The sequence below is a fragment of the Pseudomonas sp. HN11 genome, assembly GCF_021390155.1.
GTDB lineage: Bacteria > Pseudomonadota > Gammaproteobacteria > Pseudomonadales > Pseudomonadaceae > Aquipseudomonas.
This window is the reverse complement of sequence record NZ_CP089985.1, coordinates 2204315-2228910: the sequence shown is the minus strand read 5'-3', so window position 1 is coordinate 2228910 and position 24596 is coordinate 2204315. Positions and strand designations below refer to the sequence as shown.

General features: G+C 59.6%; 25 protein-coding genes, 1 tRNA gene and 5 pseudogenes. 22 read left to right on the top strand and 9 right to left on the bottom strand.

Translation table 11 applies throughout. From position 1 onward, the window contains the following. The 19 genes and pseudogenes from tssF to LVW35_RS10290 all read left to right on the top strand — a co-directional run bounded on the left by tssF (position 1) and on the right by LVW35_RS10290 (position 16842). Entirely contained in the window at positions 1–1767 is a 1767-nt protein-coding gene (tssF, locus tag LVW35_RS10380) for a type VI secretion system baseplate subunit TssF (RefSeq protein WP_233895288.1), read from the top strand. Continuing rightward, a complete protein-coding gene (gene tssG / locus LVW35_RS10375; RefSeq protein ID WP_233895286.1) occupies positions 1731–2753 on the top strand; it encodes a type VI secretion system baseplate subunit TssG in 1023 nt (340 codons plus the stop codon). Before tssF ends, tssG begins: the two co-directional genes overlap by 37 nt. Beyond that, the gene (gene tssJ / locus LVW35_RS10370; RefSeq protein ID WP_233895284.1) at positions 2750–4099 is read left to right on the top strand and encodes a type VI secretion system lipoprotein TssJ; all 1350 of its coding nucleotides are present in this window, start codon (positions 2750–2752) and stop codon (positions 4097–4099) included. The genes tssG and tssJ overlap by 4 nt, the downstream gene beginning before the upstream one ends. Positions 4100–4136: 37 nt before the next feature. Then, on the top strand, positions 4137–5483 hold the full coding sequence (gene tssK / locus LVW35_RS10365; RefSeq protein WP_233895282.1) for a type VI secretion system baseplate subunit TssK: 1347 nt from the start codon (positions 4137–4139) through the stop codon (positions 5481–5483). Continuing rightward, on the top strand, positions 5476–6324 hold the full coding sequence (icmH, locus tag LVW35_RS10360; protein WP_233895280.1) for a type IVB secretion system protein IcmH/DotU: 849 nt from the start codon (positions 5476–5478) through the stop codon (positions 6322–6324). Before tssK ends, icmH begins: the two co-directional genes overlap by 8 nt. Before the next feature lie 103 nt (positions 6325–6427). Then, a complete protein-coding gene (locus LVW35_RS10355) occupies positions 6428–6940 on the top strand; it encodes an Hcp family type VI secretion system effector (RefSeq protein ID WP_039768332.1) in 513 nt (170 codons plus the stop codon). A 69-nt stretch (positions 6941–7009) separates the two neighbouring features. Beyond that, on the top strand, positions 7010–7267 hold the full coding sequence (locus LVW35_RS10350; protein ID WP_233895278.1) for a PAAR domain-containing protein: 258 nt from the start codon (positions 7010–7012) through the stop codon (positions 7265–7267). Positions 7268–7292: 25 nt separating this feature from the next. Continuing rightward, positions 7293–9305 (top strand): type VI secretion system Vgr family protein, encoded by a 2013-nt coding sequence (locus tag LVW35_RS10345; protein ID WP_233895276.1) that lies wholly within the window; start codon positions 7293–7295, stop codon positions 9303–9305. Between the two features lie 9 nt (positions 9306–9314). Then, positions 9315–10664, top strand: a complete 1350-nt coding sequence (locus LVW35_RS10340; protein WP_233895274.1) for a DUF2169 family type VI secretion system accessory protein — start codon at positions 9315–9317, stop codon at positions 10662–10664. Position 10665: 1 nt separating this feature from the next. Then, positions 10666–11022: a DUF4150 domain-containing protein gene (locus LVW35_RS10335; RefSeq protein WP_233895272.1), complete on the top strand. Its 357-nt coding sequence runs from the start codon at positions 10666–10668 to the stop codon at positions 11020–11022. Between the two features lie 3 nt (positions 11023–11025). Further along, entirely contained in the window at positions 11026–12174 is a 1149-nt protein-coding gene (locus LVW35_RS10330; protein WP_233895271.1) for a DNA/RNA non-specific endonuclease, read from the top strand. Between the two features lie 11 nt (positions 12175–12185). Then, positions 12186–12644, top strand: a complete 459-nt coding sequence (locus LVW35_RS10325; RefSeq protein WP_233895270.1) for a hypothetical protein — start codon at positions 12186–12188, stop codon at positions 12642–12644. 105 nt (positions 12645–12749) lie between these two features. After that, positions 12750–13428, top strand: a pseudogene (gene vgrG / locus LVW35_RS10320) (type VI secretion system tip protein VgrG); the annotation flags it as partial. A 228-nt stretch (positions 13429–13656) separates the two neighbouring features. Beyond that, complete coding sequence (locus tag LVW35_RS10315; RefSeq protein WP_233895269.1) at positions 13657–13848, top strand: hypothetical protein; 192 nt, start codon at positions 13657–13659, stop codon at positions 13846–13848. A 235-nt stretch (positions 13849–14083) separates the two neighbouring features. Further along, the gene (locus LVW35_RS10310) at positions 14084–14377 is read left to right on the top strand and encodes a hypothetical protein (RefSeq protein ID WP_233895268.1); all 294 of its coding nucleotides are present in this window, start codon (positions 14084–14086) and stop codon (positions 14375–14377) included. A gap of 233 nt (positions 14378–14610) precedes the next feature. Continuing rightward, positions 14611–14961: a DUF3085 domain-containing protein gene (locus LVW35_RS10305; protein ID WP_233895267.1), complete on the top strand. Its 351-nt coding sequence runs from the start codon at positions 14611–14613 to the stop codon at positions 14959–14961. Positions 14962–15133: 172 nt separating this feature from the next. Then, on the top strand, positions 15134–15568 hold the full coding sequence (locus tag LVW35_RS10300; protein ID WP_233895266.1) for a DUF7256 domain-containing protein: 435 nt from the start codon (positions 15134–15136) through the stop codon (positions 15566–15568). 451 nt (positions 15569–16019) lie between these two features. Then, a pseudogene (locus LVW35_RS10295) lies at positions 16020–16178 on the top strand (DUF4917 family protein); the annotation flags it as partial. A gap of 364 nt (positions 16179–16542) precedes the next feature. Further along, on the top strand, positions 16543–16842 hold the full coding sequence (locus LVW35_RS10290) for a hypothetical protein (RefSeq protein ID WP_233895264.1): 300 nt from the start codon (positions 16543–16545) through the stop codon (positions 16840–16842). Positions 16843–16904: 62 nt separating this feature from the next. On the opposite strand, the gene LVW35_RS10285 is transcribed toward LVW35_RS10290, so the two are convergent. Then, entirely contained in the window at positions 16905–17399 is a 495-nt protein-coding gene (locus tag LVW35_RS10285; RefSeq protein WP_233895263.1) for a DUF2165 family protein, read from the bottom strand. A 119-nt stretch (positions 17400–17518) separates the two neighbouring features. Between LVW35_RS10285 and LVW35_RS10280 the strand changes: the two are divergent. After that, positions 17519–17767 (top strand): annotated as a pseudogene (locus tag LVW35_RS10280) (TraU family protein); the annotation flags it as partial. A gap of 3 nt (positions 17768–17770) precedes the next feature. Beyond that, positions 17771–18382, top strand: a pseudogene (locus LVW35_RS10275) (integrating conjugative element protein); the annotation flags it as partial. On the opposite strand, the pseudogene LVW35_RS10270 reads toward LVW35_RS10275, so the two are convergent. The 6 genes and pseudogenes from LVW35_RS10270 to LVW35_RS10245 form a co-directional block, all read right to left on the bottom strand. Then, positions 18376–18964: pseudogene (locus tag LVW35_RS10270) on the bottom strand (tyrosine-type recombinase/integrase); the annotation flags it as partial. The pseudogenes LVW35_RS10275 and LVW35_RS10270 overlap by 7 nt on opposite strands. Before the next feature lie 229 nt (positions 18965–19193). Further along, positions 19194–19269: transfer RNA gene (locus LVW35_RS10265), tRNA-Gly, on the bottom strand. Between the two features lie 62 nt (positions 19270–19331). Next, a complete protein-coding gene (gene pgsA / locus LVW35_RS10260) occupies positions 19332–19892 on the bottom strand; it encodes a CDP-diacylglycerol--glycerol-3-phosphate 3-phosphatidyltransferase (RefSeq protein WP_012723427.1) in 561 nt (186 codons plus the stop codon). Between the two features lie 32 nt (positions 19893–19924). Then, positions 19925–21748 carry an excinuclease ABC subunit UvrC gene (uvrC, locus tag LVW35_RS10255; protein ID WP_233895261.1) on the bottom strand — a complete coding sequence of 608 codons (1824 nt, stop codon included), beginning with the start codon at positions 21746–21748 and terminating at the stop codon, positions 19925–19927. Position 21749: 1 nt separating this feature from the next. Further along, positions 21750–22391: a response regulator transcription factor GacA gene (gene gacA / locus LVW35_RS10250; RefSeq protein WP_032886613.1), complete on the bottom strand. Its 642-nt coding sequence runs from the start codon at positions 22389–22391 to the stop codon at positions 21750–21752. 151 nt (positions 22392–22542) lie between these two features. Beyond that, positions 22543–22908, bottom strand: a complete 366-nt coding sequence (locus LVW35_RS10245; RefSeq protein WP_233895259.1) for a helix-turn-helix domain-containing protein — start codon at positions 22906–22908, stop codon at positions 22543–22545. Between the two features lie 82 nt (positions 22909–22990). Here LVW35_RS10245 and LVW35_RS10240 point away from each other — a divergent pair, with 82 nt between their 5' ends. Continuing rightward, entirely contained in the window at positions 22991–23218 is a 228-nt protein-coding gene (locus tag LVW35_RS10240) for a DNA-binding protein (protein WP_233895257.1), read from the top strand. A 47-nt stretch (positions 23219–23265) separates the two neighbouring features. On the opposite strand, the gene LVW35_RS10235 is transcribed toward LVW35_RS10240, so the two are convergent. Further along, positions 23266–23697: a GNAT family N-acetyltransferase gene (locus tag LVW35_RS10235; RefSeq protein ID WP_233895255.1), complete on the bottom strand. Its 432-nt coding sequence runs from the start codon at positions 23695–23697 to the stop codon at positions 23266–23268. After that, on the bottom strand, positions 23698–24447 hold the full coding sequence (locus LVW35_RS10230) for a carbon-nitrogen hydrolase family protein (protein WP_233895253.1): 750 nt from the start codon (positions 24445–24447) through the stop codon (positions 23698–23700). Positions 24448–24596 lie beyond the last annotated feature (149 nt).

The window sequence follows — 24596 nt, the reverse complement described above, 5'->3', positions numbered from 1 at the left end:
ATGGACCTGAAACAACGCTTTGCCGAAGAGCTGCGCTACCTGCGCGAACTCGGCCGCGAGTTTGCCGAGGACAACCCGCAACTGGCGCAATTTCTCGGCGATCAAGCCGGCGACCCGGACGTGGAACGGCTGCTGGAGGGCTTTGCCTTCCTCACCGCCAAGCTGGGGATGAAGATCGACGACGACTTGCCGGAGCTGACTCACCCGCTATTGCAGATGCTCTGGCCCAACTACCTGCGGCCCCTGCCCAGCGCGACCATCATCCGCTTTACGCCGTTGCCCGATGCGATCAGCCAGCGACAGGTGATTCCCAAAGGCACGCCGTTGTTTGCCAAACCGGTGGATGGCATCTCCTGCCAGTTCCGCACCTGCACCGACGTCAACCTATACCCGTTGGCCTTGCAGGCAGTCAGCGACGCCCACAGCCGCGAGGCCTCGGTGATGTGCATCGACCTCAAGGTGTTGACGGAGCAACCGCTGACCAGCATGGCCTGTGACCAGCTGGATTTTCATCTGGGCGGCGATAACGCCACCGCGCTGACCTTGTACCTGTGGCTGGCCCATTATCTGGACAGCGTCACGCTGCACGTTGATAAGCAAAGCTTTCGCCTGTCGGCCAAGGATATCGGCTTCCCCGGGTTCACCGCCGACGAGGCACTGCTGCCCTACCCGCGCAATGTCTTCGACGGCTACCGGATCCTGCAGGAGTACTTTGTGTTCCCGCAGCGTTTCGACTTTTTCAGCCTGACGCGGTTGGCTCAGGTGTGGCCGGATGTCAGCGCCACCAGCCTGCGTTTCGAGTTTCAGTTCAGTCGGCCCATGCCGCCCGATATTCGCCTGCGTACCAGTGACCTGCATTTGTACTGCGCACCGGCGGTCAATCTGTTCCGCCACGATGCCAACCCGATTGCGCTGGACGGTCGCAGCCTGGAAAGACGCATCAGCCCCAGCGGCAACCGTCCCGAAGCCTTTGAGATTTTCAGCGTCGACCAAGTGGCCGGCTGGGACGCAGCCGACAAGGAGCGCAAGGGTGATCCACTGCGCAGGTTTACCCCTTTCGAATCGTTCCAGCATGAGATCGAGCACGCACGGGGCCGCACCGCACTGTACTTTCGCACGCATATCGAAGAGTCCCATGGCCGCGAGGGCTTGCGCCATCGCATCGCCTTTGTGCGTGGCGATGAGAGCTTGTACATCGGCGAGCATGAAGCAGCGTCCATCGAACTGACCTGCAGCAATCGTGACCTGCCGCAGTTGCTTGGCGTAGGCGATGTGTCGCTGTCTACCGAAATCACGCCGTCGTTTGCCACCTACACCAACCTGATTGCCCCGACCCGCAGCTATCGGCCCGTACTGGACAGCAGCCTGCACTGGACCCTGATTTCCAACCTGTCACTTAACTACCTGTCGCTGCTCTCGGCCGAGCCGCTCAAGGCGGTAATCCGCGCCTACGACTTCGCCGCCTTGCACGACCTGCAACAGGCCCGCGCCACCCGCAAGCGCCTCAATGGCATCCACGACGCGGTGACCACGCCCATCGACTGGCTGATGAAGGGCCTGCCGGTACGCGGCCTGCACACCCGCCTGCAACTGGACCAGAACGCCTTCCTTTGCGAGGGCGAGTTGTACCTGTTTGCCAGCGTGCTTTCGCACTTCTTTGCGCTGTACGCGAGCATCAATTCCTTCCATCGCCTGGAAGTGATCAATACCACTAACAACGAGTGCTACGAATGGCCACTGTTGACCGGCAGACAACCCGTGATCTAGCCGACCTGCTGCTGGCCGACGCGCGGAACTACTCGTTTCACCGTCTGCTGGAGCATCTGCACGCCCTGCATGGCGATGACCTGGAAGCGCAACCCTTGAGTGCGGCGGCGCGCCGTCGTGTGCGCCTGCAAAGCCATGCGGGATTGGGCTTTCCAGCCTCGGACGTGGTCGAGGCGGCACGCATTGAGGAGGACCGCGAAGAGGTGCGCTATCGCTCGCAGACCAGTTTCTTTGGCCTGCACGGCACCGACTCGCCGCTGCCCGGTTATTACCTGGATCGCCTGGCCTACGAACAGGCCCAGGAACGCGGGATTCGCCCGGCGTTCATGGATTTTTTCAATCATCGCTTGCTGACCCTGCTGCACACCAGCTGGCGCAAGTACCGCTACTACATCCGCTTTCAGGCCGAGGCCAGCGACCGCTTTTCGCGCTACGTGTTTTCCCTGATCGGGCTGAACGACAACGACCTGCGCGGTGCGACGCCACTGCCATGGGGCCGATTGCTGAGCTTTGCCGGCTTGATCGCCAGCCGCAGCCGTTCGCCTTCGATAGTGTCCGGCATTGTCGAGCATTGCTTTGATCTGCACGGCGTGTACATCCGCGAGTTCGAGGTGCGCTCGGTAAATTTGCCGCAGCGTCAGCGCCTGGCACTGGGCAAGGGCAACGGCACCCTGGGCAGCGATTTTGTGGTGGGTGACCGCAGTAAGACCCGCGCCAGCAAGTTCACCCTCGTCATTCCCAACCTGACCCAGGCGCGCTTTCGGCAGTTTTTACCCAGCGGCGATCAGTTCGGGCGCTTGCGCCAATTGATGGATTTTCTGCTGCGCGATGCCACCGCCTACGACCTGGAACTGGGGCTGCGCGAAGAAGATGTACCGCCGTTCAACCTGCAACGCGCCAGCGGCACCCACCTGGGCTGGACCAGCTTTATCGAACATCAAGAACAACGTCATCCCGCCGTGGTGCGGATTCGGGGGCGCGCATGAAACTGACGCTGGTTATCAACAATCCTGCGCAGTTGCTGCACGGGTATTTGCCCCTTCACCGGTTTGGCCCACAGGGCGGCAGCATCGGCAGTGCGGCGGCGGACTGGCGCCTGGAGGATCGCCACAACAGCGTACAGCCCAACCACTGCGAAATCCGCGTTGTCGAAGGGCGCTTCTGCGTGATCGACCGCAGTGGCAGCACCTACGCCAATGGCCATGATTTGCCGTTGGGTCGCAATGTGGCGGTGAGCCTCAACGATGGCGACCTGTTGCAGATTGGGGCGTATCGGGTCGCGGTGCAGTTGGGCGAGCACGCCCCAGGTCAGCGGTCACTCGATGAGCTATTCGCCGGTCACCCGGAAGGCATGCAAGCCTGGCATTTGGAGGAGTTACCGAGCCTGCCCCTGCCCGATCCGCGACCTGCCACTTGCCCGGAGTTCGAGCGCCTTTGCCAACCCGTGGATTTGACGGGCCAAGGTGATCCACTGCGAGCGATGATTGCGGCAGAGCCACCAAAACCGCTGGCTGACATTGGCGCGCCTGCACCCAAGAAGCCCGTCAGCCTGTTCAGCAATCTGCGCCTGGGCACGTTGCTGCTGGCCTGCCTAACCCTCGGCGGCTGCACCATGCTCGGCAAAGTCGGCCAGGTGATCTGGACCCCGTCGATTCCGGTCGGCGGCCCCGACGATCAGCCCAGCCGTTACTCCCTGAGCCTGCACGCCAGCGACCACGTTAACCCACGCCTGATCAGCACCGGCACCGCCCCGGATGCAGACGCGAGCCGCGCGCCCTACACCCTCAACGTTCAGGCGAGCAGCCCGCAGGCACTGACCGACAAAGTGCAAACCCTGCTCACCCGCCTTTACGAAAGCGTGCCGGCCCAGTCGCCGCTGACCTTGGACCCTGAGCCTATGGTGCAGATGTCGCCCCTCGAAGACACGCTGTTGGGCCAATACGACGCCCAAGGCGTCAGCCTGACCACGCCCTGGGGCAACCCGACGCTGCAGCACGTCGCCACGCCGATCGCCTTCAAGGTCTTGCAGCTGACCGACGACTCGCTGCTGGTCAACGCCAGCCCCCAGGCCCTGGCCGAGGACCTGAAAAAGACCCTGGGCAGCACCTATATTCGCGCCGACGACTACCTGCTCCAGCCCGGCCAATTCAAGTTCGTCGACCTGCGCCCCCTGGATGAAGACACCCGCTTTATCGCGGTCATCGCCAACTACCACAACGACGAAGTCGGCCAGTGGAAACAGCGTATGCGGGTCGAGCCCAAAGGCCGGCAATACGCCGTGCTGGTGCAGTTGGACGCCACCCAGATCAGCCTCAAGGGAGAAACCCGATGACGCCCTTTTCAGCCGCTATTGCCCTGAGTAATCACCGATGAGTTCACGCAACCCCGTCATCTGGCATGAAGGTTTGTTCGTCAAACCCCAGCACTTTCAGCAACAGGCCCGCGCCGCCGAAGCCGCCGTGCATCAGCGTATGCACAGCCTGAACGACGCCCTTTACGGCTTCAGCGAGCTGGAGCTGAACAGCGAATATTTGAGCTTCGGCAAAGTTGCCCTTACCAAGGCGTGTGGAATCATGCCCGACGGCAGTGTCTTTGATATCCCCCGCGACCTGGCGCCACCCGCGCCGCTGGAAATTGCCGACAGCAGCGCAGTCAACCAGATCGTCTATCTGACCCTGCCGCTGCGGTCCAACGGCGCCCTCGAAGTGCGTTGGCCCGACCGCTACGGCAACAGCCGCTACATCGCCCGCCGCGAAGAAATCCGCGATACCCACAGCGATGACGGCGATCAGGTCGGCATGGACCTGGCCGTGCCCAACCTGCAACTGATGCTCGAACGCAGCGACCGCAGTGCCTTTACCGGCATCGCCCTGGGCAAAATCAAAGACAAGCGCCCGGATGGCAGCCTGGTGATGGACGAGCATTTCTATCCCACCAGCCTGTCCGTGCAAGCCGTGCCGGCGCTGCACCGCTACCTGGGTGAAGTGGCCGGGCTGATGCGCGAGCGCGCCAAGAACCTGGCACAGCGCATCGGTTCACCGGGGCAATCGGGTGTGGCCGATGTCACCGACTTCAACCTGCTGCAAACCCTCAACCGCTTGTTCCCATTGTTCCAGCACCTGGCTCGCCAGCGCCAGGTCCACCCGGAACGGCTGTACATCGCACTGGCCCAGGCCTGCGGCGAACTGGTCACCTTTACCGACGAGGGCCACCTGCCCCAGGAATACCCGGCCTACCAGCACGACAACCTGCGCGAGTCCTTCCAGCTCCTGGAGCACACCTTGCGCCGCGCTTTGGGCACCGTGCTGCAACCGCGTGCAGTGTCGCTGCCGATTGTCGTGCAGCAATACGGCGTACGCACCGCTGCCTTGAACGACAAACGCCTGCTGGACAACGCCGAATTCATCCTCGCCGTGCGCGCCGAACTGCCAGCGGAGACCCTGCGCCAGCAACTGCCCAAGCAGATCAAGATCAGCTCCACCGAAGGTTTGGAACAACTGGTCAGCCTGCAACTGCCGGGCATTCCGCTGCTGCCGTTGCCGGTGGCGCCACGGCACCTGCCGTTCCATGCCGGCTTCAGCTACTTCGAACTCGACCGCCATCACCCTGCGTGGCAAGGCTTGAGCAGCGGCAGCGGATTTGGTTTCCACATTGCCGGCGAATTCCCGGAGCTGGAATTGCAGTTCTGGGCGATCAGGAGTGAGAAAGATGAGTGAGACCATGCCCACCGAACCCACGCTGCCAACGGACGATAGCAACCGAATCTTAAGCTATTTGCAGCAGGCCACCAGCAGCACGGGTTCGGACCTCGCGGAGGAACAGGCCAAGCCAAACGCCCCAGTTCTGCTCGCAGACCCTGAATTCGACATGCGCGGCCTGGCCTGGAACCCACTGTGCGATGCCGCCACGCCCCTGATCGGCCTGGTGATCCGCCTGCGCCGCCTGGACCATCACGATGACGTGCCCGCGCTGTACAAAAGCGTCAGCAACCAGATCACCACGATCATGGAAGAAGTCAGCCAGCTCGACTACGACGCCGGCATGCTCAAGGCCTACTCCTACAGCCTGTGCCTGCTGATCGACGAGGTGGTCATGCGCACCACCTGGGGCAGGCTCTCCACTTGGAGTGAACGCTCATTGCTCAGCCAGTTCCATGGGGAAACCCGAGGCGGTGAGCGGTTCTTCACCATCATGAACAACATGATCCCCGAAGCGGCCCGGTACCAGCATGTGCTGGAGTTCATGTACCAGTGCCTGATCTCCGGCCTCAAGGGCAAATACGGCGCCCATAGCAAGGGCGATGACGAAATACAGAAGATCATCAACCAATTGCATGGACTGTTGCGCCCGCTGCGCGGCGAGACGCCCAAACGGCTGACCGACCCGCTGAAAAACGTCGCGCCGCGCAATTACCGGATCAAACGCGCCTGGCCATTGTGGACGCCATGGGCATTGGCCGCTGTCGTGCTGACCTGCGCCTACACGATCTACTCCATGCGCCTGAACAGCATCACCCAGGAAGTGCTCGCCTCCCTGGAACGAATTCTCAACCTGTAACCGATTTTCAGCGTGCTCATTCCGAGCGCCTGCAAAGCCATGGCCTCTTGGGCCAGAACCCACGACCTCAGGGTCGTTTAATCATCGCGACAAGGAGCTTGTCATGCCAACACCCGCGTACATCAGCATCCACGGCCAAAACCAAGGCCATATCACCAAGGGCGCGTTCACCGCTGATTCGGTGGGCAACGTTTATGTCGAAGGCCATGAGGATGAAATTCTTGCACAGGCCATCGACCATCAGATCACCACGCCTACCGACCCGCAAAGCGGTCAGCCCGCCGGCCAGCGCGTGCACAAGCCGCTGATCTTCACCAGCGCCCTGAGCAAAGCCTCGCCCATGCTCTACCAGGCGCTGGCCACCGGCGAAATGCTGCCGACCGTCGAGGTCAAGTGGTTCCGCACCTCTGGAGACGGCAAACAGGAGCACTTCTTCACCACCAAATTGGAAGACGCCACCGTCGTCGAGATCGACACCGTGCTGCCCCACGCACAGGACAGCGGCAACGCCAACTACACCCAACTGATCAAGACCAGCCTGGCTTATCGCAAAGTCAGTTGGAGCCATGTGGTGGCCGGTACCGAAGCGTCGGATGACTGGCGCAAGCCGGCTTAACCGCCAACCGGCACGTTCCGCCGCACAGGCGGCGGAATGTTCACAGACTCGATGCTCTCTGGAGGTTTTATGCCCGCCGTCGTTCTGGTCGGACACGACCATGATTGCCCTTTGTGCGGCCCCACCACCGTCAAAAGCGGCACGCGCAACGTCACCGTCAACGGCCGCGCCATCGCCCGTGTCGGCGACACCCTCGGCTGCGGTGCTGTGATCATCAGCGGCTCGCCCTCAATGATCATCAACGGCAAAGCCGTAGCCCGCGTCGGCGACAGCACCGACCACGAAGGCATCCTGGAAAACGGCGATGCCAGCTGGATGATCAACTGATCCGGACTCACCACAAGGAGGTTTCATGCCCCGTCAAAGCGACCTGCGTTACACCTTCGAACCGCTGCGGGGCGATCCCTTCGAAGTGGTTTCGTTCACCCTTGAAGAAGGCCTGTCCCAACCTTTCAAACTTGAACTGGAGCTGGTCAGTCACCACCAGGCCATCGATTTCTACCGCATGCTCGATCTGGCTGCGGTGTTCACCATTTGGCGCAACGACACCCCGGTGCGCTACGTCCATGGGCTGGTCAGCCTGTTCCAACAGGGAGACACCGGCTTTCGCCGCACCCGCTACACCGCTGTGGTTGAGCCGACCCTGAAGCGTTTCGATCTGCGCTCCAACTGGCGCATCTTCCAGGCCCAAACCGTGCCCGACATCATCACCAGCATGCTCGCCAAGCAGAAGCTGACCGACATCCGCAGCGAAATCTGCTTCGAGCACCAACCCCGCGAATACTGCGTGCAGGCTGGTGAAACCGACCTCGACTTCATCGCACGCCTAGCTGCCGAAGAAGGCCTGCTCTACACCTTCGAACACCGCGCCGACGGCCACACCCTGGTCCTCACCGACCGCGTCGGCGGCCTCGGCACCATCGGCACCCATACCGATTGCCCGGTGATCTACCAGGCCATGGGTGGCGGCGATTCCAAGGAACCGGCGTTGACCCGCTTCCACTACACCGAACAAGTGCGCACCGCCGTGCAGGTGCAACGCGACTACACCTTCACCCACCCGCGCTACAACCAGCAGCACACGGCGACTGGCGACCAGGACCTGAACAACCAGCACAAGGATTACGAACGCTACGACTACCCCGGCCGCTACAAGCGCGATATCGCTGGGAAACCCTTCACCAAAACCCGACTGACCGCCCTGCGCAACGACGCCAAGCTGGCCCATGTGGAAGGCGACGATGAACGCCTACAACCGGGGTTGGCCTTCGACCTCAACGATCATCCACGTGAGGACTTCAACGACCGCTGGCGCACCATCGCCATCAAGCACGAAGGCAAGCAGCACACCAGCTTGCAGGAAGAATCGTTTGGTAGCGGCCTCGGTACGTCCTACACGTTGAAGGCCAGCGCCATCCGCTGGACCTCGGATTGGAAAGCCCCACTGTGCAACAAACCCTGCATCGACGGCCCGCAGATCGCCACGGTGGTCGGCCCTCCCGGTGAGGAGATCTATTGCGATGAATGGGGCCGAGTCAAGGTGCAGTTCCCATGGGACCGCTCGGACAAAAACAATGACCAGAGCTCGTGCTGGATCCGTGTCGCTCAAGGCTGGGCAGGCGCGACTTGGGGTGCCATGGCCGTGCCACGCGTGAATCAGGAACTGATCATCAGCTTCCTGGATGGCGATCCTGACCAGCCGATCGCCACGGGCCGCACCTACCGCCAAACCAATCTGCCGCCGTATGAGCTGCCCAAACACAAGACGCGGATGACCATCAAAAGCCGCACTCATAAGGGACCTGGCTTCAACGAGTTGCGCTTTGAGGATGAACTTGGGCACCAGGAAGTGTTTATCCATGCCGAAAAAGACAAGAACGTCCACATCAAAAACAACAACGGCATCTTCGTCGGCAATGACCGCAAGGAGCGGGTCGAGCACAACGAAACCGTGTCCATTGGCGACCACCGCACCGAAGACGTCGGCCAGAACGAAACCATCAGCATCGGTGCCAATCGCAGCGTGACCATCGGCGGTAACAAAGCCGAGACCATTGCCCTCGCCAAAGCGGAAACCATCGGCCTGGCCAAGGCGCTGACCATTGGTGCGGCGTATCAGACCAGTGTTGGCGCGACGATGAATACCACCGTGGGGCTGAGTCAGAGCGAGCAGATCGGTATTCACAAGTCGGTGGTGGTGGGAAAGAAATTCACCATCACCGCCGGGGATGAACTGAGCATCAAAGTCGGTAAATCGACTTTAGTGATGAAGTCCGACGGCACCGTGCTGATCAATGGCCGCACCTTCGATTTCACCGCCACTGGCGCAGTGCAGATCAACGGCAAAGACGTCGATATCAACTGAGGGGCGGACATGGAATTTCGCAATCTGACGCCCTTCGATGCGTTGTGTTTCAGCGCGCTGGGTATGGACGATCAAGAGTACCCGGTGCTGGTCATGAAAGTGGGTTATCGGTTGCTGCCGATTGACGGGCAGCCGGGGCAGTTTCGCGCTGAAGTGCTGGACGACAACCCACCGGCGCTGTGCACCGCTGATCGCTATTACGGCGAGGAAGGGGCAAGCAGCGTCTGCGAGGAAAGTGACCTGGCACCGTTCAAACCGCGTTGTGATGTGATCGTGGTGGGTAATGCTTACGCACCACAAGGTCAACCAGCAACGCAGTGGACGGCAGGACTGCGCATCAGTGCGCCGCTGACGCCGCCGCCCAGAATCGAGGTGCCGCTGCCGACGCCGTTGAGCCCCGGCGAACGGCTGACCGAGTATCAGCTAACGGTATGGCAAGCCGCCCGGCAAGAAGCTTTTAAGCGTCGGGCCGATGCGCCGACGCGCCATTACTTGTTGGACAAGCACCTGAAATTCACTGGCCCTCGCCAATTCCGCCACAGCCTGTTCGGTGGCTGGCAACTGACCGAGCCGCAACCGGTCGCCTCAGTGCCATTGCGCTGGGAATATGCCTTCGGTGGCAGCAGCGTGGTGCCCAATCCCGAACACGCGGTTGATACAAATACTCCGCCCTATCTGCTCAACGAAGTCTGTTACAGCAACCCGCTGGGCCGGGGCTGGATTGAAAAACGCCAGGAAGACCTCGGCTATCACTTGGACAAGCCGCTGCGCGAGCTGCCCGCGCCGCAGATCGAACCCATCCACAACCCCGTGTGGCGCCTGGAGCGGGTCAAACATCCCGAGGGTGAACTCGACGCCCACGGCATGGCGCAGGTCGCGGCCAGCTACAAAAACCAACCGACCGGGTTTGGAATAGTGGGACGTGCTTGGGCACCGCGCCTACCATTGGCCGGGAGCTACGACGAAGTCTGGCAGCGAGAGCGCTGGCCGGGATTGCCGCGGGATTTCGACTTTGCCTACTGGAACGGCGCACCGGTTGATCAGCAGATTGATTTTCCACCGCCTGCGTTTCGTCTTGAGCTGTTCAACCTGACCAATCCCGACCTCACCCCCGACGGCACGTTGTGCGTCGAACTGCCCGGCCATCGCCCCTTTGTGCTGATGCGCCTGCACAACGGCGCCATGCTGCCACTGCCCATGCTCACCGACACCCTGCGCATCGACACCGAGACCATGACCCTGGCCTTGACCCATCGCATCAGCCTGCCCAATCACCTGGGCATTCGCGTGCTGGAAGCGCGCTTCGAGACCGATCCGAGCGCAGCGCTAATCAAGCGCATGAACAAGGAGGTGCTCTGACATGGCCGATAACGTCATCGCTCGCAAGCAGGGCAAATGGAAAGTGGTCAGCATCGTCCCCGATGTGTGCAAGACGCCGATGGGCAGCGCCATCCCGCCGGTGCCCTACCCCGTCACGGCTGAACTGAATACCGCTACCGGCGTGGCCAAATCGGTACGTGCCAACGGCAAGCCAATGGTGGTGTTCGATAAGAGCCTGGTGCCGACCACCAAGGGTGATGGGGCTGGCGCCGCCAAAGGCATCAAGAGCAACACCGTCGGCGGAAAATGCTACCCGTTGGAGAAGAGCAGCACGGTGCGGGCTGAAGGGAAGTTGGTGGTGCGCCATGACGACATGTTCTGGATGAATGGGGTCTAGACCATGACCGAGCCGTTAAATATCAACATCAACAAATCCTTCGTGCCATATGGTGGCAAGGTCTTCGCTAGTTTTGAGAATGGCTGGGGCGTGACTGTTCAGGTCTATGAAGGAAAGACGCTGCTGACCCAACAGGAAATGACCTATGCCGAGTATGTAGCACTGCAAAAAGAAGCACTGCCTGTTCCGCTGCCCGACTATCCTGATCCACGCTTGAACCGAAGCCCAGGTGGAACGAACGCAAACGGCAACACCATAGGTCGAGTAGTGGGAGAAACCGCACCCGCTGCCGTCCCCGCCACACAGGCGAATCCGCCGACAGAGGCAGAAACAGACGCAGAAAAAGGCTGGTGGGGAAGCGCGAGCCCGTGGGTTCATGGCGGCTTGGATGCGTTGGGCTTCGTGCCTGGACTGGGTGCTATCCCAGACCTGATCAACGCGGGGATCTACGCTGCTGAGGGCGATGCGGTCAATGCTAGTCTGTCAGCAGTAGCGGCTATACCCTTTGTTGGCGATGCGATAAAAGGAGGCGTACTGGTTGGCAAGGGCGTGCACCGCCTCGGGTCAGAGGCAGCGCAACAAGTGGCGCAAAAAGCGGCTAAGGAAGCATCAGAACGGACAGAAAAAGAAACTCTGGAAAGACTTGCACAACAGCCAGAGCTTCCAAAAGCGAAAGATGGCGCCAAAATAAAAAGCGACATCATTACAGATGGCTCGCACCTCCAGAAAGGCGGGAAATTAAAGCCTGACATAAAATATCGAACAGGCGAGCATCAATACCTTTACGAAACGGACGATCTGGGGCGCATAACAAAATTCACTGCCGAGGAGCTGAAGTTAACAACACGAACTACGAGACTACCTCACTCCAGCAACACGCCCGGGAAACAACCAGGAGACCATGCTGGGCATTTAGCTGGGGACAGATTTGGAGGTTCCGCCAAGCTTGACAATTTAGTCTCCCAATCACGGAAAGCTAATCTCAGCGACTTCGCAAAACTTGAAAACAAATGGGCACAAGCAATTAAGGATGGAAAAAAGGTTTCCACTGAAATCAAGCCAAACTATACTGACAAGGACGTTAGACCAAGCAGTTTCACTGTGAAATATTCCATAGACGGAAAAATTGTCATTAAAGATTTCCCAAACTAGGCCGCCAACTAATGAAAGATAACTTCGAAGATATTTTCTCTCAATCACAAGCAGATATTATTTCACTCTGCCTGGAGTACGCAGACGGAAAAGTAAACGACATATATGCGTACTGCTCCATTGAAGAGGGCATTTATACATTTGATGTTTTCTATAGTATAAACGGAGTTCTCTATCACAAACACCGACTGAACGATTCCACCCCTTCCTCCGCCCAGAATTATTACGATACATCATCCGAAAGACAAAGTGCGCTTTTAGAAACCGGAATCCAAGACCTTAAGAGCCTTCAGGTCATGTTAGACAAATACGAAAAACCGACCCCTACTGAAATCAAGCTACACTACAACGTTGATACTGGTCGATTAAACGCTGAGTACAAATACGAACCAACATATACAAATCACAGGACATTGACCTCCGAAGATATTTTCGACCAGTGGTTCGACCAAGTTAACGAAAAAATGTGACTTTAATTTTAAAAGGCCAAAAACACGCTGCCATGAAAGGCGCATGAGTGTAGGCCAAGGAGAGTATCGCCGCCAACACTTAGCGAACGCCAAAATTGTTCCACAGTGCGGCGGCTCTCCTTAATAACCCCACTGCAATGCTACGTGCACGGCCTGGTCAGCCTATTCCTTTCGCCGCACCCGCTATACCGCCGTGGTCGAGCCGACCCTGAAGCGTTTCGATCTGCGCTCCAACTGGCGCATCTTCCAGGCCCAAACCGTGCCCGACATCATCACCAGCATGCTCGCCAAGCAGAAGCTGACCGACATCCGCAGCGAAATCTGCTTCGAGCACCAACCCCGCGAATACTGCGTACAAGCCGGTGAAACCGACCTCGATTTCATCGCCCGCCTCGCCGCCGAAGAGGGTCTGCTTTACACCTTCGAACACCGCGCCGACGGCCACACCCTCGTCCTCACCGACCGCGTCGGCGGCCTCGGCACCATCGGCACGCACACCGATTGCCCGGTGATCTACCAGCCGATGGGTGGCGGCGATGCCCTGGAACCGGCACTGAACCGCTTCCACTACACCGAGCAAGTGCGCACCGCCGTGCAGGTGCAGCGCGACTACACCTTCACCCACCCGCGCTACAACCAGCAGCACACCGCCACCGGCGATCAGGATCTGAACAACCAAAAAAAAGACTACGAACGCTACGACTACCCCGGCCGCTACAAGCGCGACATCGCCGGCAAGCCCTTTACCAAAACGCGTCTGGCCGCCCTGCGCAATGACGCCAAGCCGTAAGCTCCCCCGGCAGCCAGACACCCGATAAGTAGAACTTTCTGGCAGATTCAGTCGCCCTTGAAAGACCACTCTTACACCTCGGCCAACCACTTCCGACAGCCGTCTCCGAAAAACCTAACAGTCACGAAAAATGGCGAGCCAAGCTTCCCGATAAACGTTATGTATTTAGCTGTTCTGGGCACGACGCCCATGCCTCCATTCGCGTCATGAAGGACTAGAATCATGCTAAATACCTCGTTTATGTCCTCACTGCGTACCCCGGCCGGCACATCCCTGCGCCCCCGCCAACTCAACCGAGAGGAAGAGCGACTGATCCGCTACTACCGCTTATTGTCGGAACAGGATCGTGAAGCGGTGCGTTGTCTGATGTTTGCGGTCAAGGAAACCGGCCGGTCCGAACACCCTCGCCAATAAAAAAGTGACGCAGTTATCTGTCAGCGAACAATGAAGCACCGATGGGGTTGGACACGTTGCCAAGCGCCTGCCAACACCGCCTGACCGATGGAACTTTCCTACCCAGCCGAAGCATGTCTGCCGCCCCCACAATCGGCTCCATTGCGAGCGTGATTGTGACCGCCGCCTCGTCACCGAAACAATTTCCCCTGCTAGAGTACCAAGCCCCATCGCCGTGGAGGATCTGCGCATCCCCATGCCCGCCTTCGTCACCCTCCAGCCCCGGTTCCCCTTCGGCGGCCTGACCTTTTCCCGCTGTCTGGACGCACTTATCCGACGGGATCTGCTCGATCCGCTGCCCTATGTGCGCCGGCACATCTGCGGCGATTGGGGCGATGTGCGTGCAGAGCACCAACGCTACAACGATGCAGCTCTGGAACTCGGCGGCTACCTGCTGTCGTCCTACACCACCAGTGACGGTTTTGGCCTTTGTATCTTCACCGAAGCAGACCGGAGCCTAACTGCGGTGTTCCTGCTGGATGAGTACTGACGGCCATAAAACCGGCACGTCCCTGATGCGGTTTAACTGACACCAGCTACCACTCAGCCGACCACGCTGCCCCCATGTTCGCTGGCGTCGCCGGCAACATCCCAGGCGGTCAAAGCCTTCAGGACCGCGGTGCGCCAACGGCGCATTGGCCGCGTCATACCTTCATCCTTCCGTCATCCCAAGGGACGCCCACCCTTGCGGTTGGAGAGTCCCGCTGTTGCTAGGAGACCACCATGTCATTGCTCTTCAAAGGCAGCGATCTGAAGCCGGTGCTGGCAGAGGCTATCGCCCATCAATGTTCCATCATTCTGGTCAAGGACCAGGGCGTCTACTGGCTCGCCGAGCGCGGTGAACGCCAAGCCAATGGCCGCCAAAAGTTGCTTGCCTATGCGGTCGGCTGCAACCCCGATGTCGATGCGTTCGACGACTGGTGGGCGTTAGCCCGCAATGAGCTGGGCGGCGACGATTTCGGTGAGCATTTCGACCCGCATTCGGAGGCCTTCACGCGCATCCTCAACGGCGAGGACGATCTGGAACTCGCCGCCACGGCGACCCACCTGATGCTGCGGACCGTCTCGCCGTAACCCAATCCACCACCAGACCTTGAGCCCCCGCCTGCCGGGGGCTCTCTGTTGTGCGCTCCATGCCACCGGACAGACACAGTCCCCGTTTTAGTCCAATTCCTATTGCCCCGAATCGAGCGGTCAAAATATCCTCTGGCCCCCGCTTACGCGCCTGCGTGCTCACCGTCACACAATGTCGCATCCTGCTACCCGCCTCGATTGCGCCCGCCTGGCGCTGCTGCGTCCCGGCGATTCCCTGGAACAGCTGCAGGCGGCGCTTGGCGCAAGCTGGTGCCCGCCACGCGCGCAGGATGACGGCTGGTGGCGACCTGCCCGGCGTCTGGACGGGTTCATGGCACGCATTGGGGCGGATTCGCGGCTGGTGTCGGTGTGGTTCTACGGCAACTTTTCCAGGCGCTGTGCGGTGGAAGGCCTGCGCATCCACATGCCTTTGGCGTCCGCGCTGGCACAGCAGCCATCGCTGCGCAAACTGGAATCCATATCAGGCCCGCGTCGTGATGTGCGTCACGTGCACTGCCATCAGGGTTATCACCTCTTCGTGCATTTCTACCAAACGCGTATTTGGCGTCTATGCCTTGAAGCGCCCGGCGCGCTGCATCAATCCTGACGAAGCGGCATAAGCCCGAGCAGCATGCTGGTCACGACGCACGCCGCGAAAAAACTGTAACCACTGATGTACACCGATTGAGCGGCAGGCTACCTGTGCCCTTGTCGCTTACGGCGCGAATGCTCACCGCTGGCATCCATACGCCCTCACATTGATCATTACGTTGCCGACCCAAGTGCCTCCGTTTCGTTGGATGATAGCCACGACGGCTGCTGGCGCATGCCTCGTGCATTCCCTCACCAGCACAGCCGCCCACCCAAAAATTCCATCGATGAGTCCACTCTTTATGCAAGGTATCGATCATGCGAGAACTACCGACTGCGTTGATAAAAGCCTATTACCACCCGATTGAAGCGGCGATCCGTTGGAGCAACCTGCACCGTTTCGAACCGTCAATCCTGGCCCATCTTGAGTCACCGGAGTACCGCTACTTCGACGTCACACAGAGGTCAGAGATGCGCTTATTTCCACTGTCCGGGATGCTCACGTGTCCTACGAGGACGCACTGCCGCACCTGCGTTTGATCTATCCATTCATGGCCAGATTCGATACCGTCAGATCACTGAATTACGACCGTGCTCAACGCCGAACAAGCCCGGACCTTCGTTGAGCTGCTTGACCGGCCCGCGCTAGACAATCCCGGTTTAAAAGACCTGCTGAACCGCTCCGTTCCATGGGGCAACTGATGCTTCACGAGTATCACATTGGCTGTTGGCCCGATGAACCTCAAGGCGCCCGACTCGGGCGCCTTTTTTGTCCTATCGGTCAACATACATTCTCACTTTGTAGCCGATTTCCGTCATCCTGCAAACACTCTGTCGTGGGCTCCGTCTCGATTTCGCTCGACTGATTGTTGGTGCATGTGTGTGCCCATAGACTCCGCCGCCGTAGGGCAACGCCCTGTCCCTCGACGATTCCCACAGGCGGCACGCAGCACAGTTCCCTGCCGCCTAGACCCGCAAGGAGCCACACCCATGACCAGAACTTCAACTGCCGCCCTGCTCATCGCCCTGACCAGTCTGCTGGCAGGCTGCGCCACCAACCCAAACGTCCTGCAGATACACAAGGTCACTGCCGAAACAATCGGGCTGGCCTCTACCGATGAACTGACCATGGGCCCGGTGACCAAGGGCAAGGAAGACTTTCTGGGTGGCGCTGAACTGACCTTCCAGGCCACCACCGCCAAGGGCCGGGTGTTCAACTGCTCGACGTTCATGACTCCAGGCATTCTGCTCGAACCACCGAAGTACTCACGACTGACCTGCACCAAGTAAGCCCGACATCCGGTGCGGGCGTTGCGCGCACCGGCTATCCACACGGGTGCAACTACGCCCCGTCAGTCGCAATCCGCATCTGGCTGATTGAGAAATACCAGCACTCCAAGCATCGCCGCATAAAATTTGAATGCCGCGTTCTGGCCGTTCCATTCCTGAGATTGCCACATCAAAAACCACTCGCCACCGATCACCATGAAGCCAAAGAACCACACCAACAGGCCCATGGTGAGGCCCGCGACCGCGCAGGCCTTGGCACGATTAAACTGCTGTGCACTGCCCCGCCGAGCGCGCCATAGCATCATCGCGCCACTGACCAGCAACATGGCAGTCAACGCCTCACCCGCAATGATCAGCCAGTAGGCGCCATGCCATAGCCACGGTGCATTGATCGCACGATTCATGGCCGCATTGCCGGGAAAGGTGGTGTCCATGCTCAACACATGTTGGACGAAGAAGAAATTGGAGTTGTAGTCGGTGAGGTTGTTGAACGCCGCCAGCGCCGCGAAGGCCGCCAGCATCCCGACCAAGACGATTTTTGCGTAACGAGTGACCATGCCTTTTTCCTGAGAAGGTTTGAAACGCTTAGTACGCTACACCTGCGCCGACTCGCGAAATCCGCGACAGGTCTACTTGTGACGTAGGAATCTACTGAATAGATTAAAGACAGATCCAATACCAGTCCTTGCTGGCCCAGGCGCAGCCGGGTTATTGGCCAGCCGGCGCATTGCGCGAGAACGATGCCGACAGCAGCAAATGGCAACGGCTGCAACCGGACCTGTCGATGATCTGCGCGGTGTTCCCCAATAGCGAGGCGTTGCCGCAGTCCGAGGACGGCGAGTATGCCTGGGGTTTGTGGCGCCCGTATAGCTGCTGCAAGCGCGAGGGCCAGTTGTTTCTCGGCAGCACCGACACAGGGAGTTGAACGATGAAGACCCACTACCCCGCCGCTCTGGTGATCTTCGGGTTGCTGTGCTACCCGGTCTACGCCGACGATCCCAACTTCGGCGCCAGCGGCAGCGTGATCGGTGACGATGTGCTCTACAGCATCGGTGGCGGCCGCGCCGTGCCGATGGGATCAGGGGCAAACATGCGCAGCCTCGGCATCGGCGTGGGCTGGAGCAGCAATATGATCTGCGGCGACATGAGCCTGGAGACCACCTTGCAGAACCAGTTGAACGGCATCACCAACGGCTTCCAGTCGATCATGAGCAGCGTGATCCAGAACGCCACCAGCGCCGTCGCGTCCCCTCCCGCCCTGATCATCCAGCGGGCCAACCCCGGGCTGTACAACCTGCTGACCAATGGGATTTTGCAGGCGCGGCTGGATTTCGATCGTTCCAAGACCACCTGTCGCGCCATGGCCAACTGCATGGCCGATATCGCCGGCAACCAGTCGGGCTGGGAGCAGTTGGCCGAGGGCATGGCCCTGAAAGAAAGCACCAGCAAGGCCGACGCCGTGGCGGCGATTGAGGAGACCGAAGCCAAGCGCGGCAACCGTGGCGTGCCCTGGGTCGGCGGCCGGCAAGCCGGCGGCACTCTATAAGGAGGGATGTCCTGTGCACGCTTGCTCTTCTTGCGCATCTTCAGTTGCAACTGCTTGACCACCTCGGACGGAATGGTCCACAGCCCTCGCTCAAGATCAAATTGAGCCGGCGTCGCCCAGCGCAGCTCCCCCGTGCGCACCCCGGTCAACAGCAGCAGACATATTCCCAACCGCGTTTGCACCATCCCACCGTAGTCACGCAAGGTGCGCAACAAGGCCGGAAGCTCGGCCATACGCAGAAAGGGTTGATGGACCACCGGCGGCTTGGGCATCGCCACCACATCCAGGTCCGAGGCAGGGTTCTGCTCCAGAGCCGGAACCTTGACCATGGCAAACGAAACAACTGATTGAACCAGGTCCGGCACTTCTCGGCAGTAGTGAACGCGCGTCACGCAAACTGACTTGCGGATAGGTGCCCAGCGGCATGCGCTTTTGTTTGCCGCTCCAGCAGTAACGGAAGTGCCACGGGCGCCCGCCCGAAGCCGTCACCGCCAGGGACAGGCCGTCAATATCGCCGAGGGTGTAGTCTTTGCCGGTGGGCTTGGCCTGCCGGACGGCAGCATCTGAAAGAGCCATGCTTCTAGCCTCCTGAAGGTTGGATTCAGGGCTAGATGTTCAGCAAATGACTCGTCGGGCTCCTACAACAATCCGATCTCGAAGCCCGCCATTTTTCTGGACTAGTTTCTGGACTAAAAACGTCCGAATACCCGAGGCTTTCGGTGGATGCTGATTGAACGAAAAAAGACGCCTAAGCGTCTATTTTCAATGACTTACAGACTTCCATGGAACTCTGCAGCACAATATTTGGAGCGGGAAACGAGACTCGAACTCGCGACCCCGACCTTGGCAAGGTCGTGCTCTACCAACTGAGCTATTCCCGCGTCTTGGTGATGCGCATTCTATAGAATTATCAGGACCGGTCAACCCTTTGATTCAAAAAGTTTTATTTCTTTTCAACCGTGGTGCGCAGATGCGGCCAGGCGGCGCGTAGGTACTGGAGCATGGACCACAAGGTCAGGCCGGCGGCGATCAGCAGCAAGGCGTAGCCCAGCAGGACCCAGAAGGTGAAGTCCGAAGGATTGGCCAGCAGGATGACCAGCGCAAGCATTTGCGCGGCGGTTTTCCATTTGCCCATGTTCGAGACGGCAACATGAGCACGTGCGCCGATTTCGGCCATCCATTCGCGCAGGGCCGAGACGACGATCTCGCGGCCGATGATCACGGCGGCCGGTAGGGTCAGCCACAGGTTGCCGTGCTCCTGCACCAGCAGGACCAGGGCGACGGCCACCATGAGTTTATCGGCCACGGGGTCCAGGAACGCACCGAACGGCGTGCTCTGTTCCAGGCGGCGAGCCAGGTAGCCGTCGAGCCAGTCGGTGGCGGCGGCAAAGGCAAACACCGAGCTGGAGGCCATATAGCTCCATTCATACGGCAAATAGAACAACAGGATGAAAATCGGGATAAGCAGGACGCGTAGAACGGTGATCAGATTAGGGATATTCATCGGCACAACTGGCTACGAGGTGGAAAGGCATTCTATTCGCTATGCAGATTCGCATAAATCAACTCAGCGAGCTTTTTACTGATACCGGGTGCTTTGGCTATTTCGTCAATGCTGGCACGGGATAGCTCTTGCAAGCCACCAAAATGTTTAAGCAAGTCGCGTCGCCGCGTCGGCCCGACCCCCGCCACCCCTTCCAAGGTGGAGGTTCGCCGGGTTTTGCCACGCCGGGCGCGGTGACCGGTAATGGCGAATCGGTGGGCCTCGTCACGGATCTGTTGGATCAGGTGCAGCGCAGGTGAGTCGCCCTTCAAAGTGAACTCATGGGCGGCATCATTCAAGTACAACGTCTCGAAACCGGCCTTGCGCGTAGCGCCCTTGGCCACGCCGAGCAGGATCAGATCGGGCACCGCCAGTTCGTTGAGCACGTCGCGGGCCATGGACAGCTGGCCTTTGCCGCCGTCCACCAGCAGGATGTCCGGCAGTTTGCCCTCGCCGTCCTTCAGCTTGCTGAAGCGTCGCGTCAGGGCCTGGTGCATAGCGGCATAGTCATCGCCGGCAGTGACGCCTTCGATGTTATAGCGCCGGTAATCGGACTTGATCGGCCCTTCCGGCCCGAACACCACACAAGACGCCACGGTGGCTTCGCCGCTGGAGTGGCTGATGTCATAGCACTCCAGGCGCTGCGGCGGCTCGTCCAGGTTGAGGACTTCGGCCAGGGCGTCGAAGCGAGCGGCGACGTGCTGTCGATTGGCCAGGCGTGCGCTCAGGGCCTGTTCGGCATTGGTCACGGCCAGTTGCTGCCAGCGAGCGCGAGTGCCCCGCACGCGATGGCTGATGTCCAGCTCGCGGCCGCGCAGCTCGTGGATCGCCTCGATCAGCGTGGGGAAGTCTTCGTGCACCACGTTGACGATCAGTTCCGACGGCAGGTCGCGCTCTGGGCTGCTGACGTAATACTGGCCCAAGAAGGCCGCCATGACTTCCGCCACGTCCTCGTCGATACCGGTCTGCGGGAAGAAGTTCTTGCTGCCCAGCACACGGCCACCACGCACGCTGATCAGGTGCACACAGGCGCCGCCAGGGTTAACAAAGGCTGCAATCACGTCTACGTCGCCGGTGCCGCCTTCCATACTCTGCTGATCCTGGACTCGGCGCAGCAAGGATATCTGGTCGCGCAATTCGGCGGCCTTCTCGAAATCCAGGGTGCTGGCGGCCTGCTCCATGGCGCCGGAGAGTTCGTCGGTGAGTGCATTGCTGCGCCCTTCGAGGAACATCACCGAGTGGCGCACGTCCTCGGCGTATTCCGCCGGCTCAACAAGGCCGACACAAGGCGCCTTGCAACGCTTGATCTGGTATTGCAGGCACGGCCGAGTGCGGTTCTTGTAGAAGCTGTCTTCGCACTGGCGCACAAAAAAAGTCTTTTGCAGCAGGCTCAGGCTTTCACGAATCGCACCGGCGCTGGGATAAGGACCGAAATACTTGCCCTTCTGCTTCTTCGCGCCCCGGTGAATGCTCAGGCGTGGGAAGTTGCCGTCGGATAAAAACACGTAGGGGTAGGACTTATCGTCACGCAGCAGAATGTTATAGGGCGGTCGCCACTCCTTGATCAGCGTCTGCTCAAGCAGCAGCGCTTCGGTTTCATTGGCGGTGATGGTGGTTTCGACCTGGGCGATACGCGCCACCAGGGCAGCGGTTTTCGGCGCGAGACCGGTCTTGCGAAAGTAGCTCGCCAGGCGGTTTTTCAGGTTTTTGGCTTTGCCGACATACAGCAGGCGCGCCTCACTGTCGAACATGCGGTACACGCCGGGGCGGCCGCTGCAGGTCGAGAGGAAGGCACTTGGATCAAACGATGTGGTCATGTCAGGCGCTGGCGTCCACCATGCCGTGGCGCACCGCGAGCAGGGTCAATTCAACATCACTGCTGATGGCGAGCTTCTCGAAAATGCGATAGCGGTAGGTGTTGACGGTCTTGGGCGACAGGCACAGCTTGTCGGAGATCGTCTGCACCTTCTGGCAACCGACGATCATCAAGGCGATCTGGATTTCCCGCTCCGACAGCGCATCGAACGGTGAGTCGCTGACGGGCTGGAAGGATTTGATCGCCAATTGCTGGGCAATCTGTGGGCTGATGTAGCGCTGGCCGGCAAATACCAGGCGAATGGCTTGCACCATCTCCGCCAGGCCTGCGCCCTTGGTCAGGTAGCCGGCTGCCCCCGCCTGCAACAGGCGCGTCGGGAACGGGTCTTCTTCACACACAGTAACCACCACGACTTTGATGTCCGGATGGCTGCGCAACAATTTGGTCGTGGCGCCAAGCCCGCCGATACCGGGCATCTTGACGTCCATCAGCACCACATCGGGTTTCAACTCTCGGGCCTTGATCAGGGATTCTTCCCCGGACTCGGCCTGGCCGACTACTTGCAGGCCGTCGATGTCAGCCAGCATTCGTGTAATGCCTGTACGAACGAGATCATGATCATCGACTACTAGCACCCTAATCAAGCAGACACCTCGCGATATGGTCTTATAGGTTGCTGAACACCTTAGCAAAAAACCAAGGCGCAGACCTAGCTGCAAGCGTCATATATATAGCGTTTGGGCAGAGAGTGGCCGCCCACCGAGAGATGGACGGCTCTATTTGCTGGGCAGCAGGTCAGGAATCCTGGGGCTGCGGCTTGATTTTTCCATTCAGCGAAACGGAATGCTCGGCCAAGGTCGACGTCAGGCGGCGGATCGCGTCCTGGTCCTCCTTGAACATGGAGCGGTAATCACCCAACACTTTCTCTTCGATCTGGCTCAGGTTCTCCAATTGGATCGGTGTTGCCGTACCAGTCAGCACGTACAACACATCCACACCCTTTTCAGCGACACGCGACAAATAGTCCGCTTTAGGCGCTCGCCCTCCGCTTTCGTATTTACCTTGTGCATTGGCTTCAACGCCTCCTATTTCACCAAAGACTTTTTGCGACAGACCTAGCCGCTCTCTTTCTTGCCTCAAGCGCGAACCGATTCCACTCATTTGGATGTATGATCCTAGTTGGCACACCCCAAGAGGTGACACACTCATCTCTTTGTTAAACGAACTTGAACGGTTTTGAACTATGCCCGGAATCCGTACCGCTGCACAAGCCAAGGCCTGGCTGGAACATCAAGGAAAGTCAGTCCAAGCGTTCGCCCGTGAACATGGCGTTGACCCGGCAACCACCTATCAAGTGCTCGCTGGGCGCAAAAAGGGACGGCGTGGCGAAGCCCACAAGGTCGCGGTCCTCTTGGGCATGAAAGAAGGGATCATCCTTGCTGAGGCTGATAGCCAGCACCCGCTTCGGTAAGTCGTTTCCTGGGGGCAGTATGCGCTTATTAGGATTAAGCGCATGGTTTAGCTTGATTGGCAGACACGCTCCATGCGCCAGAAGCAGTCTTCTTCACCAACGATGATCAAGCCGCACCGTTGATAGAGCCTCCTGGCAGGGTTGGTCTTGAACACGGTCAAACGCAATAGCCCCAACGCCTGCGCCTTGAGCGCCATCTGCTCCAATACCCAACTGCCCGCACCCAGGCCGCGACACGTCTGGAGCATATGCAACTCGCGAATATAGAGTGCACGACTGTCGCGACTAAGGCTGACAAACCCCATCACCGCGTCATCGCTGCAGATCAGCCAGTTTTCGCGGCCCGCCCAGGCAACATCGAAGCCCTCGTTGGACCATAGCAGGCCGTATTGCAGGTAGTAGCGGCTCATGGCCTCGAAGGTCAGGCTTCGGGCGAATGACAGGTCCTGGTCCGTTGCGCCGCGCAGGTGGAACGCCATTTAGACAACCACCACTTCGCCAACCCAACGCCCATCATCGCGACGGGCAATCACCAGGGCATCGCCGACACCGGGAGCGGCGGCCAGTAAATCGCCGTTATCTGCCCAGATGGCGCTTCGACCAGCGCAAATATAGCCACCGGATGGGCCACCATGATTGGCCATCAGCACCAGCAGACCCAGCTCGGCGGCGTAGCCTTGAAGCAAAGCGCTGTCCTTGGCATAGCCGCCTTCGCTGATCAAAACACTGGCGGCATACACAGTCGCGCCCGCCTCAGCGGCCTCACGCGGGTGGCTGGCGTGGGAGAAGTCCGCGCACACCGCCAGCGCAATCCGGTCATTCCCGAGCTCAAGCGCCGCACCGCCCTGCCCTGGGACAAACACCACCTCTTCGCCAGGGTGCAGGTGCTGTTTGGTGTACACCGCCAGGGAGCCGTCAGCCCCGAACACCAACGCGCCGATCAACACACCGCCTTCAGGTGTCATGCGAATAGGCATACCGACTACCGCCGTCAACCTCAACTCACGGGCCATCTCACGCAGCGGCGCCAGGATCGCGTCCCCTGGCGCAATCGCCAGACCAGCCGCTAATGACGGCTCATACCCGGTCAATGACAGCTCCGGAAACACCATTAACTGCACACCTCGCCCGGCTGCAGCACACATAAACGCCAGGTGCCGTTCGATGTTGGCAGGCACATCGCCCGCGATGGATAGGGTTTGAGCAGCAGCAAGGGTCAGGGCAGTCATGGTCGCGTCCAAGCAATCATCATCAGGTGCTTACAAGCATATCTCGCCCCATAGCGGTTGGGACCCGTGCGCGATAGAAATTACTGATTGAATCCTCCTGCGTGCCTCTAGTAAGCTCCCCCCATCATTTGGAGACCTACCATGTTGCA